Here is a 22,361-nt window from a genome sequence, read left to right as displayed (position 1 = left end):
TAATGAAACCGGATCTTATTGCGCGCTTTTTTCTTCGCCGCCTTCAGACTGTTTCAGTTTTTCTCTCAGTTCAGCTAAAGCACCCAGGTCACCTAAAGTAGCTTTTTCTACTTTACCCTGAATGTTTTTCACTGCTTTACGGGTTTTGTCCGCTTCGTCTCTCTTCTCTTTAACAACAGCCTGTTTTTCTTCAGCCTGTGCTTTTTCCCAAACTCTTGTATGAGAAACCAGGATACGTTTTTCGCTGCGATCGAATTCGATGATCATGAATTCTTTCACGTCTTCAACGTTGATTGGTTTTTCATCTTCAGTTCTCAGGTGACGTGCAGGTGAGTAAGCTTCCAGACCGTACTGCAGTTGAACAGTAGCACCTTTTTCATCTTTCTTCACTACAGTTCCTTCATGAACGGAGTTAATCGGGAAGATAGTTTCGAAAGTGTTCCAAGGATCTTCTTCAATCTGTTTGTGGCCGAGGCTCAGTTTGCGGTTTTCCTTATCAATACCCAGGATAACTACATCTATTTCGTTACCTACTTTAGTGTATTCGCTAGGGTGATTGAAACGTTTGATCCAGCTCAGGTCAGAGATATGGATCATACCACCGATGCCAGTTTCCAGTTCAACGAAAACGCCGTAAGGAGTGATGTTTTTCACGATACCTTTATGACGGCTTTCAACCGGGAATTTAGTTTCGATAGTAGACCATGGATCTTCTGTCAGTTGCTTGATAGACAGGCTCATTTTACGCTCGTCTTTGCTCAGGGTAACTACTACGGCTTCGTATTCTTCGCCTAATTTGAAGAATTCTTTAGCGTTGATAGGAGTTGAAGCCCAGGAGATTTCAGATACGTGAACCAGTCCTTCTACACCTGGCATGATTTCCAGGAATGCACCGTAATCTTCAATGTTCACTACTTTACCTTTTACTTTAGCACCTTCAGTGATGGTAGCTGGTAAAGTATCCCAAGGATGAGGAGTCAGTTGTTTGTAGCCCAGGCTTATGCGACGTTTTTCGTCATCAAAGTCAAGCACAACAACGTTGATTTTCTGATCCATCTGCAGTACTTCGCTCGGATGGGAGATACGGCCCCAGCTGATATCGGTGATATACAGCAAGCCGTCCAGACCACCCAGGTCGATGAACGCACCGAAGTCGGTGATATTCTTGATAGTACCTTCCAATACCTGGCCTTTTTCCAGTTTGGAGATAATATCTACTCTTTGTTGTTCGATATCGCTTTCGATCAGTGCCTTGTGAGAAACAACGGCGTTGCGGATGGTTTCGTTTACTTTCACCACCTTGAACTCCATCGTTTTGCCTACAAACTGGTCGTAGTCGGTAACCGGTTTCACGTCGATCTGAGAACCTGGCAGGAATGTTTCCATACCATACACATCTACGATCAAGCCGCCTTTGGTTTTGCTGGTAACAGTACCAGTAACCACTTCGCCTGTTTTGTAAACTTCCACGATCTTTTCCCATGCACGTTTCTGGCGAGCTTGTTTACGGCTCAGGTGCAGGTTACCATCCCGGTCTTCTTTTTCTACTACCAGTACTTCAACTTCATCACCGATTTTCAGACCCTGTAAATCGCGGAATTCGTTGAGAGAAATCAAACCATCAGATTTGAAACCGATGTTGATTACTACGTCAGTGTTGGTAACACCCACCACTGTACCGGTCAGTAAGCCATTCTCTTCAATTACCTTGAAAGTGCTGTCGTACGTGATATCGTACTTCTCTTTCTCTTCCTTGGTATAAGAAGATACATTACGTTTGTCTACGCTCCAGTCGAAATCGTCATGAGCAGTAGCCACTTCAACAGGTACATTTTTTGTCGCTGTTTCTACCACGGCAGCTGCTGCCTGTGGAGCCTGTTGTTCAGCGTTTTGTTCGTTAGGAATGTTGTTTTCACTCATAAAAAATTGTATTTAATCCGGAATACCCGGACTCCCTGTTTTATGGGACGGCAAAGATACGAAATAAATACGCTTTTGCCATCCCTTTTTTTGAAGAAAAACAGCCTTCACTGTGGTATTTAACGTACTTTTTAGATAATTTCGCATCATATTATTTTTTTTCATTTACCCAGGTATGCTTTATCCCTATATTCATCCCCTATGCAGCCGCAAAAGTATTTGCTTCAGCCTGCTATACGTTTTGTTGCTTTGCCTGCTCTTCAACCCTGCTGCCCATGCCCAGGACTCCGCTTCCAACAGAAGCAAGTACCAGCTATTGTGGCGCATCGACGGTCCCGGCATTCCACATTCCTCTTACCTCTACGGTACCATGCATCTCCGCGACCCACGCGTATTTGATTTCAGTGATTCCGTACTCACAGCATTTCATCAGTCGAAGACCTTCGCCACCGAACTGGACCTCGACTCCCTCATGAGCTATCTTTTTAATCCACAGGGCCCTGTGCTAGACACGACCAACTATATGCGCAAAATGCTGGACTATGGCCAGTATGCTTATACGGACAGTCTCGTAAAAGCCAAATCGGGCCTGCATATCAGCCAGTTACAAACAAAAAGGCTCTGGTATATTGAAAAATTACTGATAGACCAGGAAGAAGAACTGGCCAAAGCCGGCAACAATAAAGACGCCCGGGAACACATCTTCCTGGATGCCTGGTTCCACCAGAAAGCGGCCAGTCTTAATAAAAAACTCGCCGGACTGGAAGGGCTGGAAAATCAGACCGGCCTCTTTGCCGGTATCGTACCCGACCTGGAAAAAGAGATGTTCCTGGAAGAAATCGGCTACTATGAGCAATTAAATGGCTCTCTGACGGAATGGAACAAATCCCGCTCGGCATTACGGGGCTATTACCTGGACTCCCTTGTGAACATTTATTACAGCGGCAACCTGGAAACCATGAACAAATGGATTGCGAGCCAGGAACAGGAAAAGAAAGCCCTGCAACTGATGAACAAGCGTAACCGCGACATGACCGGCAATCTCATCAAACTTAACAAACAAGGCGCCGTATTTGCCGCAGTGGGAGCAGCACATCTCCCCGGAACAAACGGCATACTGGCCCTTCTCAGGAATAAAGGCTATACCGTAACCATGGTACCCGCTACTTTTACCGGCGTAGCCAACACCTATAAACAACAATATGCCAACCTGAAAGGATATGCCCTGAACCGCGTTGGGGAGGGATATAGTGTAACCCTGCCCGGTATGCCCATCGCCTACCCGCTTCCTGGTTCCAATACCTTCATGTACCTGAGCGCAGACGAGGCTACCAACGAAATGGCATTCGCCTATGCCATCAGTGTTGCCCAAATGGCAACCGATCCGGGCAAATTAAAAGAGATGGTGATCAATGGTATGGCGCAGAAATTCGGCACCCAACCCCGCGATGTGCATACCATCAACTACCGCGACAATGAAGGTGTTGAAGGCAGCATTACCGCACAACAGGTAGACTACCGCGTACGTGTTTTCCTCCGCAACAATAAAGTATACCTGTTCATGCATAACATAGGATCCGATCAGGATACAACCGCCATGCAGGAATACTTTAATTCTGTACGGATGATGGACGTATCCACCACCACAATGGTGTATGATACCCTCAGCAATCAGTTGGCCGGCTTCCGGGTGTTGTTCCCATCTCCCTACCAGCTGTTTAATGTGGATAATAAATCTACTCAATCTACTTCCGGCCGTTTTGCGGAAAGCTATTCCGGTCTTGACCGGGGAGAGCAGGTCAGTTATTCACTGGATGTAATGAAAACCTCACCGGGGTATTATAATGTGAGCGACCAGGTGATGATTAATCAAACCAAGGCTAATTTATTCAGCAGCGACAGCCTGATGCAACAAACCGATTCTACCTCGTTTACATACGAAGGACATCGGGCGATGGATATTAAAGTGCGCTACAGTACCGGCTATAACGGCTGGCTGAGAATGATTTTCAGGGGCAACCTCAGTTACTTATTACTTTGTCAGTACCTGCCGGCCTCCGGGGATAAAGCAGCAAGGTACATGAACAGTTTCCACCTGGCACCGGTGTCATCAACCGCGCCGGGCGTGGGTTTCACGTCTGAAGACAGCACCTTTACCGTATCAGGACCCACCACGTACACGGTTACACAAAGCCTGTTGAAAGCAGACCAGGGCGATTATAAAACAGGCATGTACCGCGCGGGCGACAGCAGTCTCCAGGCCACTTACCTGGTCATGGAACAAACCTATAATCCTTATTATACAAATACGCCGGATAGCATCTTCAAGCAATTACGGCCCCCCTTCACCGATAGCACCAAGCGGGTGATTGCTTACCACCAGTATATGCAGAACGGGATGTATGTATACGATGTAAAATGGCAACACCTGCATGCAGGTCTTTATACCACTACCCGCGGCGTACTGGCCGGAAGACGGCTATACTACTTTACCAGCATCATGGCAGATGAGCTGGAAACCAAAGGCTATGCGGAAAAATTTATATCATCCATCAGGTTTAATACAAAATTGCAGGACACCAGTGACATAAGCATCGCCAGAACCGGTGAACTGCTGCACAATCTGCACGCAACCGATACAACTGCTTTCTATACTGCCGCCGAAGCATTGTCCAACTTCGAAGTTGATTCCACCAACCAGCAACAGGTATTGCAGACTTTACTGGAACCATTTCCGCTGGATACCAGTACCATCAACTCTACCGTGAAAATGGAATTACTCCGTTTACTGCGCCGGTTTTCTGACACCGGGCTGGTACAAACAGCTACACAGCTCTATCAGCACAGTAAAAACAGGGAAGAAAAAAATGATCTCCTTTGGTTTATTTCCAACCTGGATGAACAAGGGCTGCAAACATTCCTGACCCTGGTGAAAGACGTGCGTCGCCAGGATGTTGGCGACCAGCGGACATTTGGATACAGTGTGAAGCGCAAGCCCTTTTACGCTAAGTATCTGCCGGAAATGATTAGCATGGCGGCTGCTTCAGACGATTTTCTGACTTATTTCGCCTGGCACAGCAGTTGGGACTCCATCTGGAAAGCCCCGGATTATAGCCAGTACGGCATGGCAAAATTAAAGCCCGGCTTACAGCGGTTGTTTGACGAAGCCTGGAAAGAAAAAGAGAAAGCGGCATTTGAATCAAGGGCCTACTATTCCGGTATCAACCACCTGCGTACATTTGGTAACCTGCTGGCGCTGCCCACCATGGCCGGTGGCAACGTTTCCCGCTTTCGGGCTATGTTAAAGGACAGTTCTTCCGAAATCAGGAATATTGGTGGACAAGGGTTGATAAATGCTAAAGGAAAACCGACAACGGAACAACTCCGCCGGCTTATAAATGATCCGGTTTATGGCCAGGGATTCATATCAAGCCTTCATGATAATCAACAGCTGGCGGTTATCAAACACCTGCTTTCTGCTGAAATCGTTTCCAGGGCAGCCGTTTTCAGCTACCTGAATGAAGATGATATGTATGTAGATAACCTACAGTTGGTGAAAAAAATTAAGATCCCGGTTAATAAACAAGCGAAGCATTTCTTTGTTTTTAAATATAAGTATCAGGATGCGGGCGAAGAAGAATGGCAATATATTGTGAGCGGACCGCAGCCGGTTGTTCCCGGCGCGTTTGAATTATCGCCTTCCTTTATAGAAGACCTGAAAGCAGAACAGGTAGATACCACAGATGCAGCACTGGCAGCTACCATCAGCGATATTTATACCGAATCGCTGCAAACAACTGCTGAAAACGAGGACGAAGAATAAGGCTGTTAATAAATCATCCCTGAAGATGAAATTTATCCGCAGCAACTGTGTATAAATTTCATCTTTTTTATTTCCCATTTTCGTGATCCAAAAATCCCGGATTTTATTTTAATTTGTGTATATGAACGGGACCTCTTTTCAATCGGATATTCGTTTTTGGCTCAGACAAGGCAATACGGTTAACCATTTGCTACTCTGGAATATCATTGTTTTTCTTGGAATAAATATTTTACGCCTCGTCATCACATTTTCACCGGGCAATGTTGCCTATGCCTGGACTTTTGACCAGCTGGCGTTGCACTCCCAGTTAAGTACCTTCATACTGAAGCCCTGGGGTCTGATCACTTATATGTTTACCCATGTGGGTATCTTTCATATCTTCTTTAATATGCTAAACCTGTATTGGTTTGGTAACCTGTTCCGCGGCTTTTTAGGTAATCAGCGCATCCTTCCTTTATACCTGCTGGGAGGTATCACCGGGGGCCTGTTGTATTTACTCTGCTATAATCTTTTCCTGGGATATGTGGATGCCACCATGATCGGCGCTTCTGCTTCTGTTATGTGTATCCTGGTGGCTACTGCCACTTTAATGCCCAATTATGAAATAGGGCTGTTGTTCCTGGGTAGTGTTAAATTAAAATGGCTGGCCCTTGCCCTGATCGTATTAGGACTTATATCTATTCCCGATGGTAACCTGGGCGGTATTATTTCCCATATGGGCGGGGCCCTGCTGGGATTTTTCTATATCCGTATCCTGCAAAACGGAACTGATCTCTGTAAACCCCTGATCTGGGTATTTGACGCCGAAACCAGGAGAGAACAACGGAAAAAGCAGGTACATAAGTTCAAACCCAAAAAATCACCCTTAAAAGCGGTGAAGAAAACAGACGATAACAGCCAGTTAAAGCTGGATCAGCTGCTGGATAAAATCAATGAGAAGGGATATCAGAGCCTCAGTGCGGAAGAAAAAGCCTGGTTAGACAAAGTGAGCAAAGAAAACTGATTAACTTCGCCCTTCAATCATTTGTTTTTTACACATGAAGACATTCAATGTTCCGGTTATATATCGCAGTCCGTTGATCAGCGCCATCAAAAACCAGCGCAAACAGCAGGATCGCATGAAGAAGGATTTTACGCCCACCACCCTCGATTTTGGTCCGCTGAAGATCTTACTGGCACGCCATTTCGGCTTTTGCTATGGCGTGGAAAATGCTATCGAAATCGCCTTCAGAACAGTGGATGAAAACCCGGATAAACGTATTTTCCTGCTCAGTGAAATGATCCACAACCCGCATGTAAACAACGACCTGTTGGACCGTGGGGTGCAATTTATTATGGATACAGCCGGTAATCAGCTTGTTCCCTGGGAGTCGTTGCAGGAAAATGATATTGTTATTATTCCCGCTTTCGGCACTACCCTCGAAACAGAAAATAAGCTGGCTTCCCTGGGTATTGAACCACTGAAATACAATACTACCTGTCCCTTTGTAGAACGTGTATGGAATAAAGCCGAACAAATAGGTAAGAAGAACTATACGGTTATTGTGCATGGTAAACCCAACCATGAAGAAACCAGGGCTACTTTCTCGCATAGTCAATCCGGTACGCCCACTATCGTTGTGAAAAACATACAGGAAGCGGAAAAGCTGGCGGAATTTATCACCAGTAGAAAAACGCAGGAAGAATTTAATGCCTGCTTCAAAGGCCAGTTTTCACCGGGTTTTAATATAGCTACAGATCTGCAACGGGTAGGTGTGGTAAATCAGACAACGATGCTCGCCACAGAAACACAGGCTATTGCAGATTATATCCGCCAGGTAATGATCACTCATTTTGCATTGAATGAAGCCACGGCCGGAGAGCGGTTTGCAGATACCCGCGACACCCTTTGCTATGCTACCAACGATAACCAGAGTGCTGTAACCGGTATGTTACTGGAACCTGCCGACCTGGCTATTGTAGTAGGCGGTTACAATAGTTCCAACACTTCCCACCTGGTAGAACTATGTGAGGAGAAACTGGCTACTTACTTTATTTCGGCTGCTGAACATATGAAATCCGCTACTGAAATAGATCATTGGGATTTCCATCATAAACAGGAAGTACACAGTGACCAGTTTTTACCGGAAAAAGAGCAGGTGACCATCCTGCTGACCAGCGGGGCTTCCTGTCCGGATGCATTGGTAGAAGGCGTGATCCGTCGTTTATTATCTTTTTATAACCTGGAACACAAAGCAGACGAATTAATAACAGATGAATTTAAATAATTTGCAATTGATGCTATATAAATTGTTTAACGCAAAAAAGACACCTTCCGGTGTCTTTTTTCTTTGGGGCTAATCACGCTAGTAATGCAGAGAATAAAATCTTTATATGGGGTTAATTTTGAAATCGTAATTCAAATGTAGTTCTTCTGAAAAAGTGATACAACTGGCATTTATTATCCGGTAGCTAATAGGTTATAACTGGCATGAAATCGAATAAAATCGGAAATCTCATTGCCTGATCCTGAACAAGATAGCTTAAAGCAGCTTTCATCTACCAGTAAAAAACACCACATAAAAAGGAGCTCTAAAACTGCATGGCTTTCTTCAGGAAATCTGCTTTACGTCTGCGGGAAACCTCCACCTGGGTACCATCGCTCATCAGTGCAAACCCGCCTTCTCCCTGGATATAGGACTGCATTTGCTGTAAGTTGATGAGGTGTGAATTATGTACCCTGAAAAAATCAACTTCAGTCAATAGTTCTTCAAACTCTTTCAGCGGGCGGGATACCATGAGATTCTTTTTATCTGTAAAGAAGATCCGGGTATAATTGCCGGTAGACTCGCAACGCACAATATTCTGCACCGGCATAAATACCAGTCCGTTGATGGTAGGCAGCGCAATTTTTTTGTGCGTTTGCTGTAAAGTTTTCATGTTTTGCAGAAATACGTCCATCGGAGAAACGACGCCCTCTTTGTGGCGGTTTTGCATGTTTTCCCTGCATTTCTCCAATGCATCCTGCAACTCCTTTACACTGAAGGGTTTGAGGAGATAATCAAGTGCGTTGAACTTGATGGCTTTTAAAGCATATTGTTCGTAAGCCGTTGTAAAAATGACGTTAAAGGAAACTTTATCGTACAGTTTCAATAATTCAAACCCGTTCTGATGAGGCATTTCCACATCAAGAAACACAAGGTCGGGGTGGAGTTCATCCACCAGCTCTTTTGCCTCCTTTACGCCTTTAGCCGCACCTATCACCTCTACACCGGGGCATTTTTTTAATAACATCGTTTGCAGGGCATCAATGCAATGTTGTTCATCATCTACGATGATAGCTTTGATTTCGCTCATGCTTTGTAGGCTTTGTAGGTTTAGTGGGTATTGCTGACAACAGCCGGCAACAGTTGAACGGTTAACCGTTACAGACCGCTAAAATATAAATTCAGCTGGTAATATTATAATGACTTTCGTTCCTGTTGCCTGACCGGCAGCATCTTCCAGATCCATTACTGTTACTTTAGCTTCTTTATTCTTGTTCATTTTCCGGATCAGGTCTATCCGTCCTTCTGTGACTTTCATGCCCACAGAATTATGCATCACCCCTTTCCGTTCTTTTATTTCCATGGCCTTCTTACGGCCGATACCATTGTCGGTGATAGTACAGATAAGGCTCCGGCCATTCAGCACGATTTCTATGTCCAGGATGCCCTTATCAGCATGTTTATGCACCAACCCATGCCAGATCGCATTTTCCACATAGGGCTGGAGGATCATAGGCGGAATCAATACTTCCTCATCATTAATTCCCGGGTCGAGACGGATGAAGTAATCAAAAATACCGTTACAACGAAGTGATTCAAGGTCCAGGTAAAGCCGTAAAGATTCCAGTTCCTTATTGAGTGTCACAAAAGTATGCTGGGTATTATCCAGTATGAGCCGCATCAGCCGGGAAAACTTTGTAAGATAGTCAGAAGCTTCTTCCTGGTTATTACTCCAGATATACCGGTGAATGGAGCTGAGGGAGTTAAAAATGAAGTGCGGGTTCATCTGTGACCGCAGTGAGCGCAGCTCCAGCTGTAAGGAGTGCCTGTTTGTTTTCAGGTTACGGTGCCGGATATAGAAGAGGCCCCCTATTATCGCCATCAGCAGGAAAACAACCAGAGAAAAAATGAATACCACATTACGTTTGGTACGCAGCTCCCCTACCATTTTATCATGTTCCAGGCTTTTGATCTGGTTATCTTTCCTGTCTACTTCATAAATGGCCTGCATCTGTGTCAGCGCCATGCTTGACTTCTCATCCAGGATACTGTCTTTATACAACAAAGACTTGTCAGTAGCCTCCATTGATTTCCTGAAATCGCCGCTTGTCTTCAGGTCTGCTGCCAGCGCCTTATAAGCATCCATGAGCATGGATTTGAAGTTCCAGTAGGTGCTCAGGTCAATAGATTGCTGCATATAATTCCTGGCTTCTTCATGTTTGCCCTGCGCGCCCAGCAGCTTGCCGATGTTCAGGTAACTTTCCGCCACGTGTACCTTGTCATCTACCTTGTCATTCACGACCAGCGCCTTTTTCAGGTAATCCATAGCGGTTACATAGTCCTTTTTTTCCTTGTAGGCAGCGCCAAGGGCATTGTAACATATAGCCATGCCCGTAGGGTTGTCTATTTTCTGATTAACGGCAAGTGACCGTTTGTAGTACTGGATGGCCAGGTCCAGTTTATTTTGGCCCTGATAAGCATAGCCCAGGTTGCCCAGGTTGATAGCTACGCCGAGGTCATTGTTATTATTTTCTTCCAGCTGGAGTGCCCGGTCAAAGTGCCGGATGGCGTCTGCATATTTTTCAGCGGTGAGTTGTATGTTACCGATGCTGTTGGTAGCCACACAAATATTACGGACATCATGAATTGCTTCCGCCAGTTGCAGGGCGTGCAGGTGGTAATCAAATGCAAGTTGCAGTTTATCGAGGCGGCGGCAGTCCACACCAGCATTGTTGAGTGAAAAGCTTATCAGGTTGGTGTCATTGGCTTCTTCTGCAAACTTGATGGCTTTCTCGTGGTAATCTTCCGCGAGGATATACTGAGATTTATTTCGTTTGCTGGTACCCAGCTCATTATATGCCAATGACTGGCCACGTGGATATTTCAGGCGTTGAGATAATGTGAGGGCATCCTGCCAGAAGGCGTTCTCTGTTTTATGCGCGTCAAAATAACGGGAATGGGCTCTTCCCTTTTTTATCAACAGCGATACTTTAGCTGTGTCATTAGGAAGATGACGGATCGAGTCCCGCGTGCGGTTAATCTGCAGTGAATCCTGCGCCACCGCGGCCAGGCAGGCCCCGATAAGAAGCAAGCATAAAAAACATACCCCTTTTATAGACATTGGCTGAATAAGTGTGACCACACAATTTAAACAAGAATTACCAATTAAGAATTAAGAATTGCAGTTTACGGGGAATGTTTTTGCGCCGGTAGTATGATAACTGGTTGGGGGCCAATAGCGAAAGGGCGAAAGAATTCGCCCCTTCTTCCTATTAACCGAATACACCTACTGAAAACATGGGACTACTGTCCCATATTTGCCTTTATGCCTAACGACAGCGGAAAAACTGCCTTCGGCCAGATTTTATATAAAATGATATTCCTTATAATCGGTTAATAGCAAAGGGTCCTTGTGGATATAGTTAGGATAAGACTTTCATAAGACAGCGATATCTTATACGCATAAAGCGTTCACATTTCCTTTATTGTCTTATTCAAAAACAGGCAGCCGCCACACAAGTCATACGCACAACAAATTCCCTAAGCAGTGCTTTTCAGGATGGATAAGGTTAGAGATGGAAAACCCAGTCCGAACAGACTTTAGTTTTGCAAGCAAATTATTAGCAGGAAATTCTCAGGATGTGGAAAATTATCAGGTTGGTTCTCCTGCGGGTAGGCAGGACAAGACAAATGTATAAAAGACTTTTAATAAAAGAAAATATTATTTCATGAGGTATGCGCCATAATAGCATCTTCCACCCATTGCATCACCAATTCCAGCTGCTCTTCCATACCTAACTGGCTGTTATCCAGAATAATAGCATCATCAGCTTTACGGAGCGGACTAATTTCGCGGTTGGCATCAATATAATCTCTTAGCTCAAGATTTTGTTTTACTTCCTCTATGCTGATGTTTTTGTTCTTTACAAAGAGTTCTTTGAAACGACGTTCCACGCGGATAGTGATGTCGGCAGTCATAAAGATCTTGAGTTCTGCATGTGGAAATACAACGGTACCGATATCGCGGCCATCCATTACAATGCCTTTGCGGGCGCCCATTTTCTTTTGCTGTGCCACTGCAAATTCGCGTACTTCCTTCACAGCCGCCACTTCGCTCACTTTTTCTGCGATCACCATTTCACGGATCATGTGTTCAACATTTTCTCCGTTGAGCAACATTTCACAGGCATCGCTCAGGGCGTTATACACAAAATCAAGGTGAACATTTGTTAAGGCGGTCTGAACAGCTTCCGAAGAAGTCCAGTCAACACGGTTCTGAATAAAATAAAGCGTTACCGCCCGATACATCGCACCGCTATCAATGTACACATAGTCCAGTTGCTTAGCCAGTTGCTTAGCCAATGTACTTTTGCCACATGAAGAGTAGCCATCTATCGTGATGATTATTTTTTTCAAACCAGGTGCTTTTGTATCATTCACAGAAATGACGCTACAAAATTGACGCAATTATGTGAAAAAAGCAAATCAATAGATTTTGCGGTTTATTGCGTCACCACCACCTTGCAAGTATAAGCAACACTCATCGTATCCTTGTTATAGATGACAACAAAGTAAGTGCCTGAAGGCAGACTGCTGATATCAATATCTGTATCCTGCCGTACTTCGTACTGCCGGATTGCCTGACTCCAGGTATCGCGTAACTGCATCAGCAGGTTGCCACGGATACCGCGGATCCGTACTTTAAATTTGCCCTGGTTTGGATTCGGGAATACATCAATCTGCACAAATGGCGGCACTGCCCTGACTTCGGAATATACGACCTTACCGTTTTTGCCCACGGCTTTGATGCGGTAATAAGTCCAGTCATCATAATCATTGAGGTCCTGCCAGCTATAGCTCAATGGTGTGTTACTGTTGCCATTGACAGCCTTCGTTGGCACTGTATTTACTTTTATAAAAGCGCCTTCTCTTTCGTACCGCCGTTCTACTTCAAACAGCGCGTTATTTACTTCACGGCTGGTAGTCCAGTCCAGCTGCACCAATACCGGTGCTATCCTGAATGCCTCAAAACTCAGGAATGTGACTGGTTTGGCGGCATAGGACAGGGATGTTTTGGTAAAATATTCATTCGTACCGAGGCTGGTAAAATTTCTCAGGTGCATGGTAGCAGTCCCGCTCATGGGCGTGGTAGATAATGTGCCTGTACGCTGGGCAGTGGCGATATAGGGTACTGTGTCCCACGCATTGCCGACGAAACGGGTAATAAAACTACTGTCCCTGGAAGCGGCATAAGCGGGCAGTTCGCTGACATCCATGTGCTGAAGGATGACCGCTACCTCGCCACCGGTGGCATCCAGGCGGCCGATATGCCATGTTTTATTAACGAAGCTGTCGGGGTATGCAGTACCACTGGCTGCAAAAGTATATACACTATCGTAGGCGCGTACACTAAAATTATCTGTAGCGCCTGTGAGCAGGATCGCAGCCGGAGAATAGCTATCAGCCGTAGCGCCCACCGGAAATACGACTTTATTTGCAGCTTCGTTTATGCCTGCCCGGTAGAGGGCACCACCGGCAAAACCGGTGCCGTTCACTACAAATTTTTTATCATTATACCCGGTGATAGTGCCCGGCGTTTTATCTCCCACCTGTAAATTCCATCCGTTGAGATAAATGTGTCCGTTTGTAAACTGCAGGTTATTCCTGATCTTCAAATCGCTGAGATCATCCAACAGCAAACCGGCGCTGTTGTCCAGTTCCATATTGGGGAAGCTGGAGCCCTGTTTTGCGATAATGCTATAATTCCCGAAAACCGTTTGCCGGCCAATATTTCCGTAGAGGGGATTAGTGGCTGAAAAGAGGAATTTACCACCGGTGCCGGAGAAACCATCTGCGCTTTCATCCGGTAGCGTTGATCCATTACCGTTAGTCCATTTTTTACTGAGAAAATAAAGTGTTGCGCTGGGATTGGAACCAAGAATACCATTATTTGTCATATCCGAGAAGACGCCAACGCTGGCATTCCCGGACATCCACACGGTGGACTCAGCAGGGATATAGACGCCTTGCTGCGCAGATAACCGGAATGTCCAGCACAGTAAAAATGATATGACAGATAAATATCTCATGCGGCGGACTATGATTTCTATAGAACAAAAGCGGTAACGATCCAGGAACTATCTGTTGCTGAATAAATTAAAGTAATACTCCCAGGGCCGCTGGTTACCGTGTTTGCTCCCAAAGTGTTAAACCTGTTTCCCACAGTTGAAGTAGCTCCTCCGTTGGAGAAAGTGATATTGTACGTAGAGGTGTTATATAGTGTTATGATTTGTCCGTCGATAGGCGATCCGCCGTTTGTAATCCCTGTTATGGTGAGGTTCCTGGTTGGTACAAGTTTTACCAGTGTGGCCATACCAATATTGAGATTATTCGTGGTAGCGTTGGTAACACTCACCGAAACAGCCTTGCCTGCTATGGTTGTAAAAGCACCACTTGCTCTTGTGGCAGGTCCTATATCTACATCGTCTAACTGGGAGGCTTGTTTTACATCACCGTTAGCATCTATCACCAGCGGATTGCCGGTTCCGTTTGTGCCCAGGCGTTGTAAACGGATCGCGTCGTTTTTCACATCTATATGGAATATCTTGTCTGGCATACCTGTCAGACCAATGCCTACTTTACCGGCCTGCAACCTCATGATTTCAGTAGTAGCAGGGATGCTATAATTATAATATTTAAAGATGATAGGTTCATCACCATCATCTCCAATGATAAAATCCATACCACCATCATTATTAGTACCGGTAGCACCAAATTCAAAATAGTCTGTACCGGCGGCACTCCCCTTCATTCTGAAGTTACCATTGGGATCAATAAAAAACATCGGTTTATAAAAACTCGCACCGGGTGCTTCAAACTGCAAAGCAGATTGCAGGTAAGTGACCTTTTGATTATCATCTCCATAATCGGCATAAGTATCGGTTAAACCTAATGTAAGCCGGCGGCCGAATTCCAGGTAGGGTTGTGCGTTGGACTGGATCACCATCTTCACATCATCATTGGTACCCAGTACTGATCCTGTAGCGCCGCTGTTACCGCTCATGAGCCAGTTGTTGGAAGCAGCATTCTTTGTTACCAAAACTTTTCCCTGCGCGTCTACCGATAAAACATTTGCAACCGGATTGGCCAGCGGAGCGGTTCCCAGGCCAGTAAGCGTAAGCCCTGAGGTAGATGCGCTGGTACCGCCTATATCCATAGTTCCATCCAGTTTTCCGGTACCGCCTAACCAGAAATTGCCTGGTTGTGATACCAGTTGCTGGCTCTGTACAAACGGCGTATATACGAGACCGTTACCCGCCGTATTAACGGATAATGCAGTACCGGGTGCACCCAGTGTCCCCAGGCCGGTACCTCCTGTTTCAACAGGTTGTATGCCTTCGCGGATCATTTTGGCCCAGTAGTTATTGGCACGTACCCGCAATGTATTATCCGAATCCAGGAAGATGATCATGCCATCAGCCGGAGACGTAATCAATGTAGTATCAGTAATACGTGGGAGTAATAGTGCCTGTTTCTTACTTTCCAGTTCCAGTAATGCCGAAGCATTTACTTTGGTAGGACTGGTGCCCAGCTTTAACTGTTGCGCCATTGCCCTACTACTAAATATACAAAGCAGTGTGCCTGCACACAATATTTTTGACAGCCCTTGCAGCTTCATACAACAACATTTAAGTAAGTACCCAAAGGAATGAAACGGCTAATATCTCATAGCCGTTTCCCTTGCTTTGCAATCTTATTTCTTGATGATATACCAGGTCTTGTCACCATCTGATTGCACGGTGAGGAAGGTCCAGTCATTATTGATATCGATGCTGGGACCATCTTCGATATTCTCACCGGTAAATGCTTCGATGGTTACCGGGTTGTCAATTTCCGCATCATGACCGGAACCTGCAACACCTGTAACAGCGGGTACTTTCTTGATTGTATAAATGCGGCCTGCAATATTTTTGGCGCTTGGGAGTGTAACAGTAGCAGCGGCCGCGCTTTTAACGACAACTGTATAATCATCTGCGCTAATGGCTGTTCCGCCGGTGACCACACGCAGTTTCATGGATACAGAACCGCTTACGGTCAGGGTGGAAGTGGCGCCTGCCAGTGTATCACCTACCATCAGGGATTTACCGGAATAAACAGAGTCCGCAAATTTCTTAACGCCTGCAAATTTCTGTTCTTCGTTGGTGACAAGACCACGTAAAGCGGTGGCGGCAGCGTCGGGAATATTCAGTTTTAGTGTATTCGGTGTCTGTGTATTATCTGCAATAAATTGCACATCATTACCAGCAGCTTTGGTATAGGACATATCAATATCACTACCCGGTAAACCATTGATCGTGTGAATTGCAGATTGAAATGCGGTGGCAGGAAGTTGTTTCTTATAGATCATACCGGTAGCATCATCACGCAGCAGCACGAAGTCCTGGCTGACGGCATCCGGTATCAGTTTCAATGTTAAATTCTTATCCAGGGTAACATTATCTTTTGTATGCAATGTGCCGTTGATACTGGTATTACCAGCCACGGAAGCATCGCCCGATACCGACAACGCTGTTGAAATAGTAGCGTTTCCGGTAACGTTCAGATTTTTTTGGAAGATAACATCTGCGCTGGCATACATAATGTCTTTAAAAGTTTTTTCTCCGGCGAAAGTCTGTGCCTGTGTAGTTACGATACCTGCGTGTGTGGCATCTGCTGCAATCAGCTCCAGTTTATATTTACCGGTAATATTATCAAAAGTAATCCTCGCACCTTTGTCCACTTCGCCGCTGGCAGCACCCAATACCATTGTGGCTACGGTCATCCCATCTGCGCTGCTGAGTGACTGGAGTTTTGTCCAGTCTGCCAGGGTCATGAAACCATATTGCTGTGTTGCGCCGCCATTCATAACAGGTGCATTGATCTGTACTTTAGTGGCGCCGTCTGTAGTAACGTTCAGGTTATTATTGGCTGTACTGGCGCTGGTTTCAACCTGTAGTGCACCGGATAAACCGTTGAGTGTTTGTACGGCGTTGGCAAAGATATCTTTGCTCAATGTTCTTTTCATGATAGTACCATCGGCGCCCAGCACCAATACTTCCAGTTCTGCAGTACCCGCGGTGACATTGGTGTAGCCCGTTTTAAGGTGACCATCGGCCGTGATCTGCAATCTTTCCGTACCATCAGTTTTAAAGATGAGCGGGGCATTATCGGAAGTACCGATAAACTGGCCGGCAGCTCCTGCATTACCATTCAGCCGCCAGTTATTGGCAGCGTCTGTGGTGCTGGCCAGTTGTACCCAGTTACCATCTTTGCGTACGTACAGACCCCTGGTAGCATCTGCTGTGTTCAGGAAAACGATCATACCATCCGGGGGGGTGGCACTATTGATGTCGGTAAAATTATCCAGGCGCGTCAACAGGAGACCTTGTTTCTTGCCTTCCAGTTCAAGTATAGCAGACTTTTCTATTTTCGTCGGATTCGTACCCACTTTGAGCTGTGCTTTGGCCTGGGTAAAGATGAGTGTAATGCCACCCATTAACATAACGCGGGTAGCGATGTGTAAACATTTGTTCATAGGAATAAGGGATAAATCGTTATTATTTAATCAGTAACTTTTGTAGCATTTTAATGAGAAAGCCATGAGGAAAAACTAAGCCCTGATAGGTCTATATATACATACGTAATATAGATAGACTATCTATTTATCGTTTCATAAACAATCAATAACAAAGAGTAAATTTTTATATAAATCAAAAATAGAATGTTTTTAGTTCACTTGGAATGACATGATAATACCATATTAATATATGGTATCTGTTGACAGGCTGGTGTAATGTGTAAGTTTCCCTGTTTTCTTGCATGAAAATTAAACCCTGAAACACATTTATAATCTGAAACCAGTCAATCGGCCTCCATAGTTTTAGGGTTGGGGATAAAATTATCTAGCATAGATGCGGGTTCTCACATTTTCGTTACAGGGGGATGCCGGGGGAAAAGAAAAAGCCCGTCAGGGATGATACCTTGACGGGCTTGTTTATGTAGATCTCAGCGTTTATTTACGCTTCTGATTTTTCTGATTTACTCTTGGAAGAGTTGTTCTTTAAAGTGAATACCAGTTTCTGGTTTTCCTTGTCCAGGTCAGCAATGAGTACATCTCCATCATGAATATTCATATTGAGGATTTCTTCAGCCAAAGGATCTTCCAGGTATTTCTGGATGGCCCTGTGGAGTGGTCTGGCACCGAATTGCTGGTCGTAACCTTTGTCTGCCAGGAAGCCTTTTGCTTCTTCGGTCAGTTCCAGGCTGAAGCCCAGGTTATTCAGGCGTTTCAACACACTCTGCATGGTGATATCAATGATGACATAGATGTGTTCTTTACTCAGGGAGTTGAAGATCACGACATCATCGATCCTGTTCAGGAATTCAGGAGAGAAGGTACGTTTCAGTGCTTTTTCGATCACTGATTTGGTATTCTCTTCTTCATTCACTGTTCTTGCAGTGGTGGTGAACCCTACACCGGCACCGAAGTCTTTCAACTGGCGGGCTCCGATGTTGGAGGTCATGATGATGAGGGTATTTTTGAAATCCACTTTACGGCCAAGGCCATCGGTGAGGATACCATCATCCAGTACCTGCAGGAGGAGGTTATAAATATCCGGGTGTGCTTTTTCGATTTCATCGAGCAGGATAACAGAGTATGGTTTGCGGCGAACTTTTTCCGTCAGCTGACCACCTTCTTCATAACCTACATATCCCGGAGGCGCACCAATGAGGCGGCTTACAGAGAATTTCTCCATGTACTCACTCATATCGATGCGGATAAGTGCTTCGTCAGAGTCGAACATGTAGCGGGCCAGTGATTTGGCAAGCTCTGTTTTACCTACCCCGGTAGGGCCGAGGAATATAAAAGTACCGATTGGTTTTTTTGGATCTTTCAGCCCCACACGGTTACGCTGTATGGCTTTGGTGACTTTGCTGATGGCTTCGTCCTGTCCAACCACGGCCCCTTTGAGGTCTTCACCCATGCGGCGCAGTTTCTCTGTTTCAGCCTGTACCATCCTTTTTACAGGGATACCGGTCATCATGCTGACAACTTCCGCGATGGCTTCTTCATCAATCGGGTAGCGTTTGTGCTTTACTTCTTCTTCCCACATTGCTTTTGCGCGTTCCAGGTCTTCACCCAGTTTCTTTTCAGTATCGCGCAAAGCGGCGGCTTCTTCGAAGCGTTGGCTTTTTACTACTTTATTTTTTTCCTGCTTGATATCTTCAATCTGTTTCTCCAGATCGAGGATATTCTGGGGCACATTGATGTTTTTGAGGTGGACACGGGCTCCCACTTCATCGAGTACATCTATCGCCTTGTCGGGCAGCAGACGGTCCGTCATGTAGCGGTCGCTGAGTTTCACGCAGGCATCAATGGCTGCATCTGTATAGCTTACGTTATGGTATTCTTCATAACGGGGCTTGATGTTATTGAGGATCATAATGGTTTCATCCACGCTGGGTGGTTCTACCATTACTTTCTGGAAACGACGGTCAAGTGCGCCATCTTTCTCGATGTACATACGGTATTCATCGAGTGTAGAAGCGCCGATGCACTGGAGTTCTCCCCTGGCGAGTGCAGGTTTGAAAATGTTGGAGGCATCCAGGGAACCGGAAGCACCGCCGGCGCCAACGATTGTATGAATTTCATCGATGAACAGGATAACATCCCGGTTCTTTTCGAGTTCATTCATGATGGCCTTCATTCTTTCTTCAAACTGGCCACGGTATTTGGTACCAGCCACCAGTGCAGCGAGATCGAGGCTTACCACGCGCTTGTCGAACAGTACGCGGGAAACTTTCCGCTGCACGATGCGCAGCGCCAACCCCTCCACGATGGCGGTTTTACCCACACCGGGTTCACCAATAAGAATCGGATTGTTCTTTTTGCGGCGGGAAAGGATCTGGGAAACCCGTTCGATTTCCTGCTCGCGGCCAACAATCGGATCTAAGCTGCCACTTTCGGCCAGCTTTGTAATATCTCTACCAAAGTTATCCAGTACGGGCGTTTTGGATTTGGTATTTGTCTGTTTGGCTTTGGCTGCATAACTCTTTCTCTCGTCTTCAAATTCCTCTTCGCCCGGATCATCAAATTCTGATTTAGGGTCAGCAGATTTTACAAAGCCCAGTTCGTTTTTAAAAGTATCGTAGTCCACGTCAAATTGTTGTAAGATTTGTGTACAAACGTTTTCCTTATTCTTTAATATAGAAAGCATGAGGTGTTCGGTTTCCACCGTAGCACTCTTGAGCGCCTTGGCTTCCAGCACCGTAACACGTATCACTTTTTCTGCCTGTCTGGTTAGTGGGAGACTGTTAATATTTGCGATATTTTTTCCTGTCTTATCTTTCACAGCCAGTTCTACTTCTTTACGTAATTCGTATAAGTCTACGTTCAAAGCTTGCAGAATCTTTACGGCCGTGCCCTCTCCTTCGCGGATAATACCTAACAGCAGGTGTTCAGTACCTATGAAATCATTCCCCAGGCGTAAAGCTTCCTCCCTGCTGAACGAAATGATCTCCTTAACTTGCGGTGAAAAATTCTGGTCCATTGTTAGATTATTAAATGATCAAAAACCCTTACGGGGGCTTGCTTATACAATAATAACGAATAATTCTGATTTCCTTTATTACGCTATTAACCTGAATGAAGTTATTCCTTTTTTAAACTTAAACAACTTACACTTTAATAGTATTAATAGTATAAGAATTATTTTTGTGGTGAAGCGGGTATAATCGTTTAAAAATATCTACGAAGAAAAAGCACTATTTGTTTGCTCTCCGCTGTTTATTTTTATAGGCGGGTTTCCCTCCCTTTCAAAATTGATTTCTTACTAAATGTATAAAACAACGTCCAACGCATGAAATTCAAAATTGATACCAAAGAAAAAATAGTGGTTTTTTGTCCGGAAGAAAGCGTTTTGGATGCTAATTTGTCAGACCAGTTTGTTACCACCCTCACTACCCTACCGGAGCTGGAGACACGCAATCTCATACTGGACATGGCGTTGGTCGGGGAAATGGATACAGCGGGCATTCAAGCCATTTTAACAGTGTATGCGCATATGTATGACAATCACCTCTCCTGCGCCATTACCGGCCTTAACAACACCTTAACACTACAATTCAAGGCAACAGACAATGATATGCTGAATATAGCCCCCACTATGGCTGAAGCGGTTGACCTCGTTATGATGGAGGAACTGGAAAGGGAATTATTGGATGGCATGGAATAAAAAATCCGGCTATTAGCCCTCACCAGCTAATAACAGGCAGCTGTTTTACGGCCTTGACAGCAAAAAAATAAAGGCCGGAAGCTAAAAGCTATAGGTATGTTTTCGGTAACAATATTAGGCAACAATTCTGCTATCCCTACATTGGACAGGCACCCCACGGCTCAGGTAGTTACCTGCAACGATCAGTTGCTACTGATAGACTGCGGAGAAGGAACACAGCTGCAGATAACAAAATATAAGATCAGGCGCAGCAAGATCCGGTATATTTTTATCAGCCACATGCATGGTGATCATTATTTCGGATTAATTGGGCTGGTGAATACGCTCAACCTCATGGGCAGAACAGAGCCGCTGAGCATTTATGCGCCGCCAGAGCTGGAGCAGATTATCCAGCTACAGCTGGATTGCTCCGGGACCATTCTCAAATTCGAGTTGTCTTTTATTCCACTACTACCTGATTACCAGGGATTGATATTGGAAGATAAAGATCTCCGCGTTACCTGTTTCCCCACCCAGCACAGGATTTCCTGTTTCGGCTTCTCCTTTGAGCTACAGAAACGGAAAAGAAAACTGATCCCCGATCAGGCCAGGGCTTATGAAATACCGGCGGCTTATTTCTCCAGGTTGCAGGAAGGCGCTGATTATCAACGGAAAGATGGGACGCAGGTAAAAAACGATTGGGTAACGTTACCTCCCGGACCGGGAAAACGATATGTATATTGTGCAGATACCATTTATGATGTAAACCTGCTCCCATGGCTGGAAGGTGCAGATCTGATGTACCATGAAACTACTTATTTGCATGACCTGCATGAACGGGCGGCGGAGCGTTATCACAGCACATCTGTTCAGGCCGCTTCCCTTGCGGCCACCGCCGGGGTAAAAAAGCTGTTGATCGGGCACTTTTCCTCCAAATACACGGAATTGCAACCATTCCTGGAAGAGTCCAGACCTGTTTTTGCCAATACGGATATTGCAGAGGAAGGGGTAACTTTTCTAGTGTAATACTATTCAGGAATTTTTTGATTTACGAATTTAGGGATTTGAAATGCAGCGGAGACCTATGTGGTCATCTTCACTGCATTTCAAATCCCTAAA

The 22,361-nt window shown here is 45.3% G+C and carries 13 protein-coding genes; 5 read left to right on the top strand and 8 right to left on the bottom strand.

Going from position 1 to position 22,361, the window contains the following annotated elements; genetic code table 11:
• Window positions 1–15: 15 nt before the first annotated feature.
• Entirely contained in the window at window positions 16–1,920 is a 1,905-nt protein-coding gene (rpsA, locus tag ABQ275_RS02810; RefSeq protein ID WP_349316750.1) for a 30S ribosomal protein S1, read from the bottom strand.
• Window positions 1,921–2,095: 175 nt separating this feature from the next.
• Between rpsA and ABQ275_RS02805 the strand changes: the two genes are divergently transcribed.
• The 3 genes from ABQ275_RS02805 to ABQ275_RS02795 all read left to right on the top strand — a co-directional run bounded on the left by ABQ275_RS02805 (window position 2,096) and on the right by ABQ275_RS02795 (window position 8,010).
• Window positions 2,096–5,743 (top strand): TraB/GumN family protein, encoded by a 3,648-nt coding sequence (locus ABQ275_RS02805; RefSeq protein ID WP_349316749.1) that lies wholly within the window; start codon window positions 2,096–2,098, stop codon window positions 5,741–5,743.
• 121 nt (window positions 5,744–5,864) lie between these two features.
• Window positions 5,865–6,746 carry a rhomboid family intramembrane serine protease gene (locus tag ABQ275_RS02800; protein ID WP_349316748.1) on the top strand — a complete coding sequence of 294 codons (882 nt, stop codon included), beginning with the start codon at window positions 5,865–5,867 and terminating at the stop codon, window positions 6,744–6,746.
• A 34-nt stretch (window positions 6,747–6,780) separates the two neighbouring features.
• Window positions 6,781–8,010: a 4-hydroxy-3-methylbut-2-enyl diphosphate reductase gene (locus ABQ275_RS02795; RefSeq protein WP_349316747.1), complete on the top strand. Its 1,230-nt coding sequence runs from the start codon at window positions 6,781–6,783 to the stop codon at window positions 8,008–8,010.
• A 304-nt stretch (window positions 8,011–8,314) separates the two neighbouring features.
• Here the strand turns inward: ABQ275_RS02795 and ABQ275_RS02790 are convergent, their stop codons facing one another.
• The 7 genes from ABQ275_RS02790 to ABQ275_RS02760 form a co-directional block, all read right to left on the bottom strand.
• Window positions 8,315–9,079 carry a LytTR family DNA-binding domain-containing protein gene (locus ABQ275_RS02790; protein ID WP_349316746.1) on the bottom strand — a complete coding sequence of 255 codons (765 nt, stop codon included), beginning with the start codon at window positions 9,077–9,079 and terminating at the stop codon, window positions 8,315–8,317.
• 78 nt (window positions 9,080–9,157) lie between these two features.
• The gene (locus ABQ275_RS02785) at window positions 9,158–11,080 is read right to left on the bottom strand and encodes a tetratricopeptide repeat protein (protein WP_349316745.1); all 1,923 of its coding nucleotides are present in this window, start codon (window positions 11,078–11,080) and stop codon (window positions 9,158–9,160) included.
• 635 nt (window positions 11,081–11,715) lie between these two features.
• Window positions 11,716–12,405: a (d)CMP kinase gene (gene cmk / locus ABQ275_RS02780; RefSeq protein ID WP_349316744.1), complete on the bottom strand. Its 690-nt coding sequence runs from the start codon at window positions 12,403–12,405 to the stop codon at window positions 11,716–11,718.
• An 86-nt stretch (window positions 12,406–12,491) separates the two neighbouring features.
• A complete protein-coding gene (locus tag ABQ275_RS02775) occupies window positions 12,492–14,078 on the bottom strand; it encodes a T9SS type A sorting domain-containing protein (protein ID WP_349316743.1) in 1,587 nt (528 codons plus the stop codon).
• A gap of 17 nt (window positions 14,079–14,095) precedes the next feature.
• On the bottom strand, window positions 14,096–15,667 hold the full coding sequence (locus ABQ275_RS02770; RefSeq protein ID WP_349316742.1) for a hypothetical protein: 1,572 nt from the start codon (window positions 15,665–15,667) through the stop codon (window positions 14,096–14,098).
• A gap of 75 nt (window positions 15,668–15,742) precedes the next feature.
• Window positions 15,743–17,563, bottom strand: a complete 1,821-nt coding sequence (locus ABQ275_RS02765; RefSeq protein WP_349316741.1) for a hypothetical protein — start codon at window positions 17,561–17,563, stop codon at window positions 15,743–15,745.
• 481 nt (window positions 17,564–18,044) lie between these two features.
• Window positions 18,045–20,579, bottom strand: coding sequence for an ATP-dependent Clp protease ATP-binding subunit (locus ABQ275_RS02760; RefSeq protein ID WP_349316740.1), 2,535 nt, complete (start codon window positions 20,577–20,579; stop codon window positions 18,045–18,047).
• A gap of 309 nt (window positions 20,580–20,888) precedes the next feature.
• On the opposite strand from ABQ275_RS02760, the gene ABQ275_RS02755 reads away from it, so the two are divergent.
• Together ABQ275_RS02755 and ABQ275_RS02750 are read left to right on the top strand one after the other, a co-directional pair.
• Complete coding sequence (locus tag ABQ275_RS02755; RefSeq protein ID WP_349316739.1) at window positions 20,889–21,263, top strand: STAS domain-containing protein; 375 nt, start codon at window positions 20,889–20,891, stop codon at window positions 21,261–21,263.
• A 96-nt stretch (window positions 21,264–21,359) separates the two neighbouring features.
• A complete protein-coding gene (locus ABQ275_RS02750) occupies window positions 21,360–22,268 on the top strand; it encodes a ribonuclease Z (protein ID WP_349316738.1) in 909 nt (302 codons plus the stop codon).
• Window positions 22,269–22,361 lie beyond the last annotated feature (93 nt).

The organism is Chitinophaga sp. MM2321 (assembly GCF_964033635.1).
Lineage (GTDB): Bacteria > Bacteroidota > Bacteroidia > Chitinophagales > Chitinophagaceae > Chitinophaga.
This window is presented reverse-complemented; position numbering and strand designations above follow the sequence as displayed.

Excerpts from the sequence above, each read along its gene's own strand:
- ABQ275_RS02755 (WP_349316739.1), top strand. The coding sequence starts at position 20,889 with ATGAAATTCAAAATTGATACCAAAGAAAAAATAGTGGTTTTTTGTCCG.
- ABQ275_RS02800 (WP_349316748.1), top strand. The coding sequence starts at position 5,865 with ATGAACGGGACCTCTTTTCAATCGGATATTCGTTTTTGGCTCAGACAA.
- ABQ275_RS02770 (WP_349316742.1), bottom strand. The coding sequence starts at position 15,667 with ATGAAGCTGCAAGGGCTGTCAAAAATATTGTGTGCAGGCACACTGCTT.
- ABQ275_RS02760 (WP_349316740.1), bottom strand. The coding sequence starts at position 20,579 with ATGGACCAGAATTTTTCACCGCAAGTTAAGGAGATCATTTCGTTCAGC.
- ABQ275_RS02775 (WP_349316743.1), bottom strand. The coding sequence starts at position 14,078 with ATGAGATATTTATCTGTCATATCATTTTTACTGTGCTGGACATTCCGG.
- rpsA (WP_349316750.1), bottom strand. The coding sequence starts at position 1,920 with ATGAGTGAAAACAACATTCCTAACGAACAAAACGCTGAACAACAGGCT.
- ABQ275_RS02765 (WP_349316741.1), bottom strand. The coding sequence starts at position 17,563 with ATGAACAAATGTTTACACATCGCTACCCGCGTTATGTTAATGGGTGGC.
- ABQ275_RS02750 (WP_349316738.1), top strand. The coding sequence starts at position 21,360 with ATGTTTTCGGTAACAATATTAGGCAACAATTCTGCTATCCCTACATTG.
- ABQ275_RS02805 (WP_349316749.1), top strand. The coding sequence starts at position 2,096 with ATGCTTTATCCCTATATTCATCCCCTATGCAGCCGCAAAAGTATTTGC.
- ABQ275_RS02795 (WP_349316747.1), top strand. The coding sequence starts at position 6,781 with ATGAAGACATTCAATGTTCCGGTTATATATCGCAGTCCGTTGATCAGC.
- ABQ275_RS02790 (WP_349316746.1), bottom strand. The coding sequence starts at position 9,079 with ATGAGCGAAATCAAAGCTATCATCGTAGATGATGAACAACATTGCATT.